The sequence below is a fragment of the uncultured Serinicoccus sp. genome (assembly GCF_947500995.1).
Taxonomy (GTDB): domain Bacteria; phylum Actinomycetota; class Actinomycetes; order Actinomycetales; family Dermatophilaceae; genus Ornithinicoccus.
The window spans coordinates 164,953-177,767 of the sequence record NZ_CANMUA010000009.1 but is presented as its reverse complement, the minus strand read 5'-3'; the positions used below and the strand labels follow the sequence as shown (position 1 = coordinate 177,767).

At 72.7% G+C, this 12,815-nt stretch carries 11 protein-coding genes; 4 read left to right on the top strand and 7 right to left on the bottom strand.

Annotation, left to right across the window (positions count from 1 at the left end; genetic code table 11):
* Positions 1-11: 11 nt before the first annotated feature.
* From Q0967_RS14915 to hrcA, 4 genes are all read right to left on the bottom strand, one after another.
* Positions 12-1,409 carry an MFS transporter gene (locus tag Q0967_RS14915; RefSeq protein WP_298751199.1) on the bottom strand — a complete coding sequence of 466 codons (1,398 nt, stop codon included), beginning with the start codon at positions 1,407-1,409 and terminating at the stop codon, positions 12-14.
* Entirely contained in the window at positions 1,406-2,143 is a 738-nt protein-coding gene (locus tag Q0967_RS14910) for a 16S rRNA (uracil(1498)-N(3))-methyltransferase (protein ID WP_298751196.1), read from the bottom strand. Before Q0967_RS14910 ends, Q0967_RS14915 begins: the two co-directional genes overlap by 4 nt.
* A 3-nt stretch (positions 2,144-2,146) precedes the next feature.
* Entirely contained in the window at positions 2,147-3,271 is a 1,125-nt protein-coding gene (gene dnaJ, locus Q0967_RS14905; protein ID WP_298751194.1) for a molecular chaperone DnaJ, read from the bottom strand.
* A gap of 94 nt (positions 3,272-3,365) precedes the next feature.
* A complete protein-coding gene (gene hrcA / locus Q0967_RS14900) occupies positions 3,366-4,385 on the bottom strand; it encodes a heat-inducible transcriptional repressor HrcA (RefSeq protein WP_298751192.1) in 1,020 nt (339 codons plus the stop codon).
* An 86-nt stretch (positions 4,386-4,471) separates the two neighbouring features.
* On the opposite strand from hrcA, the gene fumC reads away from it, so the two are divergent.
* The 3 genes from fumC (at position 4,472) to Q0967_RS14885 (ending at position 7,470) form a co-directional block, all read left to right on the top strand.
* The gene (gene fumC, locus Q0967_RS14895) at positions 4,472-5,875 is read left to right on the top strand and encodes a class II fumarate hydratase (protein WP_298751190.1); all 1,404 of its coding nucleotides are present in this window, start codon (positions 4,472-4,474) and stop codon (positions 5,873-5,875) included.
* Between the two features lie 183 nt (positions 5,876-6,058).
* On the top strand, positions 6,059-6,946 hold the full coding sequence (locus Q0967_RS14890; RefSeq protein WP_298751189.1) for a DUF3097 domain-containing protein: 888 nt from the start codon (positions 6,059-6,061) through the stop codon (positions 6,944-6,946).
* 5 nt (positions 6,947-6,951) lie between these two features.
* The gene (locus tag Q0967_RS14885) at positions 6,952-7,470 is read left to right on the top strand and encodes a DUF4870 domain-containing protein (protein WP_298751188.1); all 519 of its coding nucleotides are present in this window, start codon (positions 6,952-6,954) and stop codon (positions 7,468-7,470) included.
* Between the two features lie 422 nt (positions 7,471-7,892).
* Here Q0967_RS14885 and hemW read toward each other — a convergent pair whose 3' ends face one another.
* Positions 7,893-9,113, bottom strand: a complete 1,221-nt coding sequence (gene hemW / locus Q0967_RS14880; RefSeq protein WP_298751186.1) for a radical SAM family heme chaperone HemW — start codon at positions 9,111-9,113, stop codon at positions 7,893-7,895.
* A gap of 85 nt (positions 9,114-9,198) precedes the next feature.
* On the opposite strand from hemW, the gene ppk2 reads away from it, so the two are divergent.
* Positions 9,199-10,089: a polyphosphate kinase 2 gene (ppk2, locus tag Q0967_RS14875; protein ID WP_298751184.1), complete on the top strand. Its 891-nt coding sequence runs from the start codon at positions 9,199-9,201 to the stop codon at positions 10,087-10,089.
* A gap of 6 nt (positions 10,090-10,095) precedes the next feature.
* Here the strand turns inward: ppk2 and trmB are convergent, their stop codons facing one another.
* Positions 10,096-10,815, bottom strand: a complete 720-nt coding sequence (gene trmB / locus Q0967_RS14870; protein ID WP_298751181.1) for a tRNA (guanosine(46)-N7)-methyltransferase TrmB — start codon at positions 10,813-10,815, stop codon at positions 10,096-10,098.
* A complete protein-coding gene (gene lepA, locus Q0967_RS14865) occupies positions 10,812-12,677 on the bottom strand; it encodes a translation elongation factor 4 (protein ID WP_298751286.1) in 1,866 nt (621 codons plus the stop codon). Before lepA ends, trmB begins: the two co-directional genes overlap by 4 nt.
* Between the last annotated feature and the right edge of the window lie 138 nt (positions 12,678-12,815).

The following is a 12,815-nucleotide window of genomic DNA, read 5'->3' as shown; positions in this document are numbered from 1 at the left end:
GGGTCTCCAGTCTAGACGCCGGGGCCGACCGACGCCGTCCCCGCGGGCCGCGCCCGTGCTGCGCTGAGCACCGAGAGCAGACCGACGGCGACGGAGACGACCAGCGTCCCGACGAAGGCGGTGTGCGGCGCGCTCCCGTAGGTGAGGCCGAAGACCACCCCGGTCGCGGCCAGGGCGAGCGCGCTGGCGAGCGCCTCGCCCACCTGCAGGGCCGAGGAGTTGCGGCCCACCTCCTGCTCCCTGGAGAGCCGCAGCGTCAGGACGGAGGTGTTGGGGTAGGCGACACCCACCCCGAAGGTCGCCAGGCCGTAGAGGGCGATGACGACCCACCCGGGCCAGGACCCCCAGACCCCGACCCCCAGGACCGTCATGATCACGGCATACCCCAGGACGCCGGCGAGCATCAACCGGTAGCGGTCGGTCTCGGGAGCGGCCCGGCCCTGGAACCACGACCCGAGGGCCCAGGTGACCGAGGCGGCGGCGAGCACGCCGCCCGCCTGCGCCGGGCTGTAGCCGTGCTCGTCGCGCAGCATGAGCGGGAGGTAGGCCTCGGCCGCGACGAAGGAGGCGCCCAGCGCGGCCCGGACACCCACGACCGAGGGCAGCCCGCGCGCGAGCACGAGTGCCCCGCGGGGCAGGAGGTGGTGCGCCGCGACGGCGAGCAGCACCAGCAGCGCCGCGCCCAGGGCGTACTCCCACGGCTGGATGCGCTCGCCGGCGAGGTTGAGCAGGCCGACCCCGATGGCGGCAACGACCGCCCAGCCGATGATGCCCGGCCGGAGGTGGCCGGCGTCGCTGCTGGGACGGGTGGCCCGCAGCGCCGGACGGAGCACCCCGAGGGCCAGCACGAAGCCCGGCGCCACCCCGAGGAACACCCAGCGCCAGGACAGGTGCTCGACGACCAGACCGGTGAGCAGGGGCCCGGCGAGCCCCGGCAGCACCCAGGCCGCGGCCAGCAGGGAGAAGACCGCGGGCCGGAGCGCGTCCGGGACCCGCTGGGCGATGACGACGTAGAGCGCCACGCTGGCCAGCCCGCTCCCGAGACCCTGCAGGCCGCGCCCGACGACGAACACCTCCATGGAGGTGGCCAACCCGGCCACCAGCAGCCCGGCGACGAAGGCGGCACCGCCGCCGAGCACCACCGGTCGCGGGCCGGAGCGGTCCGACCACCAGCCGCCGACGATCATCCCCACGACGCTGGCGGCGACGGTCGCACCGAAGGCCATGTTGTAGAGGTGGTAGCCGTCCAGGGCGGCCGCCACCGTGGGCATGGCCGCGCCGACCGCGATGTACTCCAGCGCGAAGATCGCGATGAGCACGGTCGCGCCGACCGACGCGCTGCGGACCCCGGGCGAGAAGATCGACCGCGGCTCCTCCCGCACCCCGGCCGCGCGGGTGGGGGTGCTCATCGCCACGACCGTGACGCGGCGGCTGCGAGGACGGCCAGCGCCGCCGGGCCGGCCGTGGACGTGCGCAGGACGCTGCGCCCCAGCCGCACGGCGCGCCCCCCGGCGGCCACGAGGTCGGACAGCTCCTCCGGCGCGATCCCGCCCTCCGGGCCCACGACGAGGAGCACCTCCCCGGCCTCCGGCAGCCGGACGGTGCTGAGCGGCTCGGTCGCCTCCTCGTGCAGCACCAGGACGAGGTCGGCCCCGGCGGCGCGCTCCAGCAGTCCGCGCCGCCCCACCGGGTCGGCGAGCCGCGGCCGGCGCAGCCGCCGCGACTGCTTCGTGGCGGCGACGATCGTCTGGTCCCACCGGCGCAGGGCCTTGGCCGCCCGCTCGCCACGCCACCGCACGATGCTGCGGTCGGCCTGCCACGGGACGACCTCGGTGACGTCCAGCTCGGTCGCCGTCTCGACGGCCTGCAGGTCGCGGTCGCCCTTGGCGAGCGCCTGGGCCAGCACGAGCCGCAGCCGAGGCTCGTCGTCCGCCAGGCGCTCGGTCACCCGGAGGCGCAGCTCGTCGCCACCAGCACCGACGACGAGGCACCGGGCCCCCTGTCCGGCGCCGTCGGACACGACCACGCTCTCCCCCACCGCGATGCGCTGCACGGTCGCCGCGTGCCGACCCTCGGGACCGTCCAGGACGAGGTCGTCACCGACGAGGGAGGACGTGGGCAGCAGGAAGAGCGGGTCGCTCACGGCCTACCTGCCACGCAGCGCATCCCAGAGGCTGTGCTTGCGGCCCACCCCGCCGGCCGCGCCCATGCGCCCGGTCGGGCTCGACTCGCCGCGGCTCTCGGCCAGCTGCGCCAGCAGCTCGCGCTGGGTGTCGTTGAGCCGGGTGGGCACCTTGACGTCGAGGTGGACGATCAGGTCACCGCGGCCCTCGCCGCGCAGGTGGCTGACGCCCTTGCCGGCGAGCGGCACCGTCTGGCCGGGCTGCGTGCCGGGGCGGAGGTCGACCTCGACCGGGCCGTCGAGGGTCTCCACGGGCAGCGTGGCCCCCAGGGCGGCCGCGGTCATCGGCACCTCGAGGGTGCAGTGCAGGTCGTCGCCGCGACGGGTGAACACCTCGTGCGGCTCCACCTGGATCTCGACGTAGAGGTCACCCGGCTCCCCGCCGAAGGGACCCACCTCGCCCTCGCCCTGGAGCGCGATCCGGGTCCCGGTGTCGACGCCGCCGGGGACCTTGAGGGTGAGGTCGCGACGGGTACGGACCCGGCCCTCGCCCGAGCAGTCGAAGCAGGGGTGCTCGATGACGTTGCCGAAGCCGCGGCACGCCTGGCACGGGCGGGAGGTCATCACCTGGCCGAGGAACGAGCGCTGGACCTGCTGGACCTCTCCGCGACCGCTGCAGACGTCGCAGGTGCGGGTCCCGCTGCCCGGCTGCGCCCCGGCGCCGGAGCAGGTGCTGCACACCACCGCGGTGTCGATCTGCAGGGTCTGCTCCCCCCCGAAGGCCGCCGTGGGCAGGTCGATGTCGAGCCGGATGAGCGCGTCGTGGCCCCGCTGGGTGCGCGAGCGTGGTCCTCGGGCACCGGCCGCCGTGCCGCCGAAGAACGCGTCCATGATGTCGCTGAAGGTGAAGCCCTGGCCGAAGCCACCGGTGGCACCGCCGTAGGGGTCCTGGCCGCGGTCGTAGGAGGCGCGCTTGGCGGCGTCGCCGAGCACGTCGTAGGCCTGGCTCACCCTCTTGAACTCGGCCTCGGCCTCGGCCCCGGGGTTGACGTCGGGGTGCAGCTGGCGGGCCTTCTTGCGGTAGGCCTTCTTGATGTCCTCGGGGGTGGCCTCGCGGGCGACGCCGAGGTCGGCGTAGTAGTCGTTCACAGCGTGGGACGTCCTTGCGGTCTCGTCGTGTGCGGTCTGGTGCGGGTCCGGATGGTGCAACGGTCGGACGGGCGCGGGTATGCCGTGAGGTGGCTCACCCGTCCAGGATGTCGGCGACGTAGTGGGCCACGGCCCGGACCGTGGCCATCGCCTGCGGGTAGTCCATGCGGGTGGGCCCCACGACCCCCAGCCCCCCGGCGGTGCCGTAGGTGGTGGCCACCACCGAGGTGGTGCGCAGCGGCTCGTAGGGGTTCTCGGTGCCGATCGCGACGGCGACGGTCTCCCCGTCGTCGAGGGAGGCCATGCTGCCCATGAGGCGCAGCAGCGTGACGTGCTCCTCGAGGGCCTCGAGCACCTGGGACAACGAGGTGGGGAAGTCGCTGCCGACCCGCGCCAGGTTGGCCGTCCCGGCCATGGCGATGCGCTCCTCGGTGCGCTCCTGGGCCGCCTCGGCCAGTGTGTCGACGACGATCTGGGCCAACGGCCGGTCCGTCGGGGCCACCCGCTCCTCCACCGCGGCGAGCCGGGCGGGGATGCGGGCGAGCAGCTCGCCGACGGCGAGCTCGTTGACCAGGGTGCGCAGCGTGGGCACGACGTCGGGCTCCAGGGTGAGGTCACGGCCGACGTCGACGACCCGCTGCTCGACGCGGCCGGTGCTGGTGATGAGGACGATCATGAGGCGGGTGCCCCCGACCGGCACCAGCTCGACGTGGCGCAGGGTGGAGCGCGACAGGCTGGGGTACTGCATCACCGCGACCTGGTGGGTCAGGCTGGACAGCAGCCGGGTGGTCCGGGAGACCACGTCGTCCAGGTCCAGCGCCCCGTCGAGGAAGCGCGCGATGGCGGCGCGCTCCGCCCGGCTCATCGGCTTGATCTGCTGCAGCCGGTCGACGAACAGGCGGTAGCCCGCGTCGGTGGGGATGCGGCCGGCGCTCGTGTGGGGGGCGGTGATGAGCCCCTCGTCCTCCAGCGCGGCCATGTCGTTGCGCACGGTCGCGGCGGACACACCGAGCCGGTGCCGCTCCACCAGGGCCTTGGACCCCACGGGCTCGGAGGTCCGGACGTAGTCCTGCACGATGGCGCGCAGGACCTCCAGGCGACGGTCCACGCTCACGGCGGCTCCTCCTTCCTCGCGGCTGGCACTCAGGGGCACGGAGTGCCAGTCTACGCGAGCCTGGTGCACGGCATACCATGAGCGCCATGAGCCAGCCGCGCACCGAGACCGACAGCATGGGCCAGGTGGAGGTCCCCTCCGACCGCTACTGGGGCGCGCAGACGCAGCGCAGCATCCACAACTTCCCCATCGGTCAGGACACCTTCGTGTGGGGGCGCCCGATCATCACCGCCCTGGGGATCCTCAAGAAGGGTGCCGCGCAGGCCAACGCCGAGCTGGGCGAGCTGCCGCAGGACGTCGCCGACCTCATCGTGCGGGCGGCCGACGAGGTCATCTCCGGCGACCTCGACGAGCACTTCCCGCTCGTCGTCTTCCAGACCGGGTCCGGCACGCAGAGCAACATGAACTCCAACGAGGTCATCTCCAACCGCGCCATCGAGCTGGCCGGCGGGGAGCTGGGGAGCAAGACCCCGGTGCACCCCAACGACCACGTCAACCGGGGTCAGAGCAGCAACGACACCTTTCCCACCGCCATGCACATCGCGGTGCTCCTCGAGCTGCGCGACCGCCTCGAGGGGGCGGTGGGCCAGCTGCGCGACACCCTCGCCGCCAAGTCGGCCGAGTACGCCGACGTCGTCAAGGTCGGTCGCACGCACCTGCAGGACGCGACCCCGATCACGCTGGGCCAGGAGATCGGCGGCTGGGTGGCCCAGCTCGACTACGCCCTCGGCGAGGTGCGCCACGCGGCGGAGGGGCTGCACGAGCTGGCGATCGGCGGGACGGCCGTCGGCACCGGGCTCAACGCCCACCCGGAGTTCGGCGCGCTGGCCGCCCGCAGGATGGGCGAGGAGGCCGGTCTGGAGCTGCGCAGCGCGGACGACAAGTTCGCCGCGCTCTCGGCGCACGACGCGCTGGTGCAGACCTCGGCGTCCCTGCGCACCCTGGCCGGCGCCCTGATGAAGATGGCCAACGACGTGCGCTGGCTCGCCTCCGGGCCGCGCAACGGGATCGGCGAGCTGCTCATCCCGGAGAACGAGCCGGGGAGCTCGATCATGCCGGGCAAGGTCAACCCCACCCAGTCCGAGGCCATGACCATGGTCGCGACCCGGGTCTTCGGCAACGACGCGACCGTGGGGTTCGCCGGCAGCCAGGGCAACTTCCAGCTCAACGTCTTCAAGCCGGTCATGGTCCACGCCGTGCTGGAGAGCATCCGGCTCATCAGCGACGCCTGCCTCGCCTTCGACGTGGGGTGCGCCCGGGGCATCGAGCCGAACACCGAGCGCATCGAGGCCAACCTGGCCAGCAACCTCATGCAGGTCACCGCGCTGAACCCGCACATCGGCTACGACAAGGCCGCGGCGATCGCCAAGGCGGCGCACCGGTCCGGGCAGACGCTGCGCGAGGCGGCGCTGGAGAGCGGCCACCTCACCGCCGAGGAGTTCGACGCCTGGGTCGTGCCGCTGGACATGACCCACCCCCGCAGGGCCTGACCCCTCCGACCGAGCGCCGCGAATGGTTGGCTGCTCCGGCGAGAGCAACCATTCGCGACGCTCGGTGGGATGCGAGAGCAACCATTCGCGACGCTCGGTCGGATGAGTGGTGCGCCTCGCGCGCCTCGCGCGCCTCGCGCGCCTCCCTGGTCTCCTGCGTCACAGGCGTTACCGTCGTCCGTTGTGAACGACCGCTACGGCTACGGCTCCGACGTCCTCGCCACGGACTGGCGCGCCCCACGGCGCGGCCGGGCCCAGCAGGTGGCCGCCGAGCGCGGTCTGGTGGTGGAGGACGTCGACACGGGGTGGTGCGGCGCCGTGGTCGGCGTCGAGCGGGCCGGGGGGATGCAGGTGGTCCACCTGGAGGACCGGCGCGGCCGCCGCAAGGGCTTCCCGCTCGGTCCGGGCTTCCTCGTCGACGGACGACCCGTCGTGCTCACCCGCCCCGAGGACCAGGAGTCCAGGACCCGGCTGGCCCAGGCCCGGCAGGCCGCCGCCCGCACGGCCAGCGGGTCGGTAAGGGTGCAGGACGCACCCGCCCGGGTCGCCAGCGGCTCCCGCATCTGGGTCGAGGGCCGGCACGACGCCGAGCTCGTCGAGAAGGTCTGGGGCGACGACCTCCGGGTCGAGGGGGTGGTGGTGGAGATGCTGGACGGCGTCGACGACCTGGCCTCCCTCATCCGCCAGTTCGCGCCCACCCGGGACCGGCGCCTCGGCATCCTCGTGGACCACCTCGTGCCCGGCACCAAGGAGACCCGGATCGTGCAGCAGGCGGAACGGGTCAGCCCGTGGGTCCGCATCCTCGGCCATCCCTACGTGGACGTCTGGCAGTCGGTCAAGCCCGCCCGCCTCGGCAGGGACGCCTGGCCGGTGATCGAGCGCGGACGTTCCTGGAAGCACGGCGTCCTGGCCGAGCTCGGTTGGCCGCACCGGTCGCAGACCGACGTGGCCCTGGGCTGGAAACGGATACTCTCGACCGTGCGGTCCTACAGCGACCTGGAACCTACGCTGCTCGCCAGCGTCGAAGAACTGATCGACTTCGTCACCGTTCCACCACCTCACGAGGAGTGAGCAGCATGACCCAGACACCGCAGTCCCCCAGCGACCAGCCCTGGCAGGACCCGCAGCGCGCGGGCGAGCCCTCCGGCCCCCCGCCCACCTCCGGACCCGGGCCGCAGGCCTTCGGCCAGCCCTCGTCCACCCCTCCCGGCTCCGGCGCACCCTCGGGCGCGCCGCAGGGCGACGAGCGCACCATGATGCTCCTGGCCCACCTCTCCGCCCCGCTCGCCATGCTGCTGAGCGTTGGATGGGTGCCCTTCCTCGGGCCGCTGCTCATCTGGTTGTTCTACAAGGACCGGTCGGCGGCCGTGCGCACGGCGTCCGCCGGTGCGTTCAACTTCAACCTGACCCTGACCATCATCAGCATCGTGCTGTGGATCAGCGTCATCCTGACGCTGTTCATCGGGCTCATCTGGGCCATCCCGGCGTGGATCGCGCTGTTCGTCGTCCAGCTGTGGTGCCACATCAAGGGTGCGGTCCGCGCCGCGGACGGCCGCGTCTACGAGTACCCGTTCCAGATCCGCCTGCTCAGCTGACCCCAGCCACCCCACGCGTCTCGCGACCCGGCGTGTCCCCGGTCGACACGCCGGGTCCGTGGAGATTTCGTCGCCGACCCCTTGCGGGGTGGGCGGCAGGGGCGTAGACATGTCCCTACGCACTCCCCTCGAGGAGCGCGGGTCGCGAGACTGGCCGAGGATTCACCCCGTCCGCAGGGACGGAGCTGCGGTGTTGCGCAGCTGAGCCTCTGGCACCTTGCGCACCGCCCGGTGACATCACCCCGGGTCGTGGCCCGGTGGGCGAACTCATACTTCGCCGACCGGGCCACATCTTCTCGTCCGGGTCTCAGGCCCTGCAGGCTCATACCCCGCAGGGTCTGTCGTCATTCTGGCGCCCCCGCCCGACGGGCCGGCGGACCCGGTGTGGCGTGTCGGTGAACCCGGGGCGAGCGGTGCGGGGCTCAGACCAGCAGCCGGTGCACGACGGTGTCCGCCAGCAGGCGGCCGCGCAGCGTCAGCACGGCGTGGGCGCGGACCGCGGCCCGGCCCTCCAGCAGCCCGTCGGCGACCAGACCCGCCACCGCTCGTCGACCGTCCGGCCGGAGGTCCTCGACCGGCAGCCCGTCCCCCAGCCGGACGCCGAGCAGGACCCGCTCGTCGTGGCGCTCCTCGGGGCCGAGGACCTCGCGCGCGTGCGCCGGGCTCAGCCCCTGCCCGAGCCGGTCGGCGTAGGCGCGCGGGTGCTTGACGTTCCACCAGCGCACGCCACCGACGTGGCTGTGCGCCCCGGGCCCCACCCCCCACCAGTCGGCGCCCTGCCAGTAGGCGAGGTTGTGCCGACACCGGTGCTCCGGGCTCCGCGCCCAGTTGGAGATCTCGTACCAGCGGTAACCCGCGTCCCCGAGCACCTCCTCGGCCAGCTCGTACTTGTCCGCCTCGTCGTCGTCCTCGGGGGCCGGCACCTCGCCGCGACGCACCTGTCCGTGCAGCCGCGTCCCCGGCTCCACCACCAGCGCGTAGGCCGACACGTGGTCGGGGCCGAGCGCCACCGCGGCGTCCAGGCTGGCCCGCCAGTCCGCGAGGCTCTCGCCCGGTGTGCCGTAGATGAGGTCGAGGCTCACCTGCAGGCCCGCGTCCCGCAGGGCCTGCACGGCGCCCGCCACACCGGCCGGGTCGTGGGTCCGGTCGAGGGTGCGCAGCACGTGCGGCACCGAGGACTGCATCCCCACGCTGACCCGGGTGAAACCCGCCCCCGCCAGCTGCTCGGCGACGGCCGGGGTGATGGTGTCGGGGTTGGCCTCGGTGGTCACCTCGGCGTCGGGCGCCAGCCCCCAGCGCTCCCGCACCGCGGCCACGAGCGAGCCCAGGTCCGTCGCGGGCAGCAACGTCGGGGTGCCGCCGCCGACGAAGACCGTCGAGACCGGCGGTGGGTCGGCCGGCCGCAGCACCCGGGCCGCCAGCTCGATCTCGGCGTGGGCGGAGGCGAGGTAGCCCTGCGGGGCGCCGTCGTCGTCCAGCTCGGGCAGGGTGTAGGTGTTGAAGTCGCAGTAGCCGCACCGGACCCGGCAGAAGGGGACGTGCAGGTAGACCGAGAACGGGCGCTGCGGCATACCCTGCAGCGCGGACGCCGGGAGCGAGCCGTCCGGGGGCGCGGGGTCGCCCGGGGGGAAGCTCGAGGGCATACCTCCAGTCTTTCACCCCGCCCGACCCGCGGCGCACCGCCGGTCCGACCTCCTCCTCGCTCCCCGGCGCGCTAGGGTCGGCGGTGTGCAGCAGCGGCTTCGTGAATACATCGACAGTCTGCGCGACCAGGGCTACACCGTCCGCGACGACCAGGGCTCCGACCCTGATCTCATCACGCCCGACGGCAGTGCCGTCGACACCTGGCGCGAGGACTACCCCTACAGCGAGCGGATGACCCGGGACTACTACGAGGTCGAGAAGTGGCTGCTGCAGGTGGAGCTGCTGAAGTTCCAGTACTGGGCCAAGGACAACGGCAGCCGGCACGTCCTCGTCTTCGAGGGGCGCGACGCCGCCGGCAAGGGTGGGGCCATCAAGCGCTTCACCGAGCACCTCAACCCGCGCGGCGCGCGCGTCGTGGCCCTCAACAAGCCCACCGAGGTCGAGGCCGGGCAGTGGTACTTCCAGCGCTACATCCAGCACCTGCCGACCTCCGGGGAGCTGGTGCTCTTCGACCGCTCCTGGTACAACCGCGCCGGGGTGGAGCGGGTCATGGGCTTCTGCTCCCAGGCGGAGTACGACCGGTTCATGATCCAGGCGCCGCTGTTCGAGCAGATGCTCGTCGACGCCGGGGTGTCGATCACGAAGTTCTGGTTCTCGGTGACCCAGACCGAGCAGCGCACCCGGTTCGCCATCCGCCAGCTGGACCCGGTGCGGCAGTGGAAGCTCTCACCCATGGACCTGGAGAGCCTGGACCGCTGGGAGGACTACACGGGCGCCAAGGAGGAGATGTTCCGGCGGACCGACTCGGACTGGGCGCCCTGGGTGACCATCAAGAGCAACGACAAGAAGCGCGCGCGCATCAACGCGATGCGCCACTTCCTGTCGCAGTTCGAGTACGAGGGCAAGGACCACGACGTGGTGCTGCGCCCCGACCCCCGGCTCGTGAAGCGGGCCAAGGACAGCGCCGGCGACTGAGGCGGCTCAGGCGCGCCGGTAGGCCAGGTCCACGATCTCCCGCCCGGCCTCGGTCCCGCGCCGCTCGAAGCGCGTCACCGGCCGCAGCGGCGCCCTCCCGGTGGAGGCCAGCCCCCAGTCCGGATGCCCGTCCAGCACCTGCCGCATGTGGCGCGCATAGGCGCCCCAGTCGGTGGCCAGCCGCCAGAGCCCCCCGGAGGGCACCAGGCCGGCCACCGTGGAGGCGAAGTCCGGGGAGACCAGGCGGCGCTTGTGGTGCCGCTGCTTGGGCCACGGGTCGGGGAAGAAGGTCCACACCTCGTGGGCGCTGCCCGGCGGGAGCAGGCTCTGCAGGGCCAGGGCGGCGTCGGCCTCGAGGAACCGGACGTTGGGCAGCGGCCCGCCCATCTTGGCCATCGCGTGCCCGATGCCCGGACGCCACACCTCCAGGGCCAGGAAGTCCCAGTCCGGTCGTCGCGTCGCGGCGTGCACCAGCGCGTCGCCGGAGCCGGAGCCGATCTCGACGACCAGCGGGGCGCTGCGGCCGAACACCTCGCCGGGATCGATCCGGTATGCCGGGTCCACCCCCGTCGAGCCGTCGGCGCCACGGGGGCGCGGGACGTCGAGGACCAGCGTCTCGGCATACCGCTCCCAGGCGTCCTGGTGGGACTGCTTGAGCATGCGCCCGCCGCGACGGGTGAACGAGCGCGTCCGCGCGGGGTGACGCAGGGCGTCCGGCTCGCTCACTTCTTGGACTTCGCGATCTCGGCACCGCTCCCGTCCTGGGAGAGAGCGGCGATGAAGGCCTCCTGCGGCACCTCCACGGACCCGACCATCTTCATCCGCTTCTTGCCCTCCTTCTGCTTCTCCAGCAGCTTGCGCTTGCGGCTGATGTCGCCGCCGTAGCACTTGGCGAGCACGTCCTTGCGGATGGCGCGGATGGTCTCCCGGGCGATCACGCGCGAGCCGATCGCCGCCTGCACCGGCACCTCGAACTGCTGCCGCGGGATGAGCTCCTTGAGCTTGCCGGCCATCTGCACGCCGTAGGCGTAGGCCTTGTCGCGGTGCACGATGGCGCTGAACGCGTCGACGGTGTCGCCCTGCAGCAGGATGTCGACCTTGACGAGGTCGGCCTCCTGGTCCCCGGAGGGTTCGTAGTCCAGCGAGGCGTACCCGCGCGTGCGGGACTTCAGCGCGTCGAAGAAGTCGAAGACGATCTCGGCCAGGGGCAGGGTGTAGCGCAGCTCCACCCGCTCCGGGGAGAGGTAGTCCATGCCCAGCAGGGTGCCCCGCCGGCTCTGGCACAGCTCCATGATGGCCCCGATGAACTCGCTCGGGGCCAGGATCGTCCCGCGGACCACCGGCTCGGTGATCGAGGCGATCTTGCCGGCCGGGAACTCGCTGGGGTTGGTCACCTCGAGCTCCGAGCCGTCGTCGAGGCGCACGTCGTAGGACACGTTGGGGAGCGTGGAGATGAGGTCCAGGTTGAACTCCCGCTCCAGCCGCTCGCGGACGATCTCCAGGTGGAGCATCCCGAGGAAGCCCACCCGGAAGCCGAACCCCAGCGCCCCCGACGTCTCCGGTTCGTAGATCAGGGCCGCGTCGTTGAGCTTGAGCTTGTCCAGCGCGTCGCGCAGGATCGGGTAGTCCGAGCCGTCGATGGGGTAGAGCCCGGAGAAGACCATCGGCCTGGGGTCGTGGTAGCCGCCCAGCGGCTGGGCGGCCTGCCGCCGCTCCCCCGTGACGGTGTCGCCGACCTTGGACTGGCGCACGTCCTTGACGCCGGTGATGAGGTAGCCCACCTCGCCGACACCGAGCCCCTGGGTCGGCGCCGGCTCCGGGCTGATCGCCCCGATCTCCAGCAGCTCGTGGGTGGCCTTGGTGGACATCATGGCGATGCGCTCACGCGGGGAGAGCGAGCCGTCGACCACCCGCACGTAGGTGATCACCCCGCGGTAGGTGTCGTAGACGGAGTCGAAGATCATCGCCCGGGCCGGGGCGTCCGCGTCCCCCACCGGCGGCGGGATCTCGGCCACGATCCGGTCCAGCAGCTCGGGCACGCCCTCCCCCGTCTTGCCCGAGACCCGCAGCACGTCCGCGGGGTCGCAGCCGATGAGGCCGGCGATCTCCTCGGCGTACTTCTGCGGCTGGGCCGAGGGGAGGTCGATCTTGTTGAGCACCGGGATGATGGTGAGGTCGTTCTCCATCGCCAGGTAGAGGTTGGCCAGGGTCTGCGCCTCGATGCCCTGCGCGGCGTCGACCAGCAGCACCGCCCCCTCGCAGGCGGCCAGGCTGCGGCTCACCTCGTAGGTGAAGTCCACGTGCCCCGGCGTGTCGATCATGTTGAGGATGTAGGTCGTGTCCACCGCCCACGGCATCCGGACGGCCTGGCTCTTGATGGTGATGCCACGTTCGCGCTCGATGTCCATGCGGTCGAGGTACTGCGCGCGCATCTGGCGCTCCCCGACGACACCGGTGACCTGCAGCATCCGGTCGGCCAGCGTCGACTTACCGTGGTCGATGTGGGCGATGATGCAGAAGTTGCGGATGACCCCGGGCGGGGTCGAGGCCGGCTGGGGCACCGAGGAGGGTCGGGCGAGCGGAGACAGGGCAGGCACCTCGCAGAAGGGGCAGGGTGGTCGGACGGTGGTCTGAGGGCCAGTCTCCCACGTCAGCCGCGCGGGCACGGCACGCCGGCCGCACGGGCACGGACCTGCCCGCGTCCCCCGGAAGGAAGGGCGCGAGCA

Bases quoted from the DNA above. Each gene is read 5' to 3' on its own strand.
- Q0967_RS14915 (WP_298751199.1), bottom strand. From the start codon at position 1,409: ATGAGCACCCCCACCCGCGCGGCCGGGGTGCGGGAGGAGCCGCGGTCG.
- fumC (WP_298751190.1), top strand. From the start codon at position 4,472: ATGAGCCAGCCGCGCACCGAGACCGACAGCATGGGCCAGGTGGAGGTC.
- Q0967_RS14885 (WP_298751188.1), top strand. From the start codon at position 6,952: ATGACCCAGACACCGCAGTCCCCCAGCGACCAGCCCTGGCAGGACCCG.
- hemW (WP_298751186.1), bottom strand. From the start codon at position 9,113: ATGCCCTCGAGCTTCCCCCCGGGCGACCCCGCGCCCCCGGACGGCTCG.